The sequence below is a fragment of the Oleiphilus sp. HI0132 genome (genome assembly GCF_001635845.1).
Genome location: NZ_LWGJ01000346.1, coordinates 1 through 413, shown reverse-complemented (window position 1 = coordinate 413; position 413 = coordinate 1). Strand labels below are relative to the sequence as shown.

Sequence of the window (413 nt, the reverse complement as noted above, 5' to 3'; positions counted from 1 at the left end):
GAACCGAGCGGGAAATGATCGAAGCTGGTGGCCGCTGGAAATTGGTGAGCAAGTTGTTGTGTTATCGCCCAGCGGTGAACTAACGCAAGGCGTGGTTCTTGGATCGATCAATCAGCAAAGCATACCAGCTAACGGCAATTCAGCAGACAACCATCGCATAACTTACAGTGATGGTGCAGTGATCGAATACGATCGTAAAGCACACCATTTGAAAGCTGTGTTGCCCAGTGGCGCAAGTACGCAATTAATTTCAGAGGGCGGTGTGGAAATTGTTGGTGATGTTTTCGTGAAGGGAAATATTACTGCCACTCAAGATATCAAAGACCATACTCGCTCAATGCAGGCAGACCGGGATATTTATAACGCACATACTCATAGCGGTATTAAATCTGGTCCTGGCTCAACTGCACCAC

1 protein-coding gene is annotated in these 413 nt (G+C 47.5%); it reads left to right on the top strand.

The genetic code is table 11. The features are described 5' to 3' along the window. Window positions 1-413: phage baseplate assembly protein V (locus A3766_RS04250; protein ID WP_068641757.1), on the top strand; the 413-nt coding region annotated here is incomplete at both ends.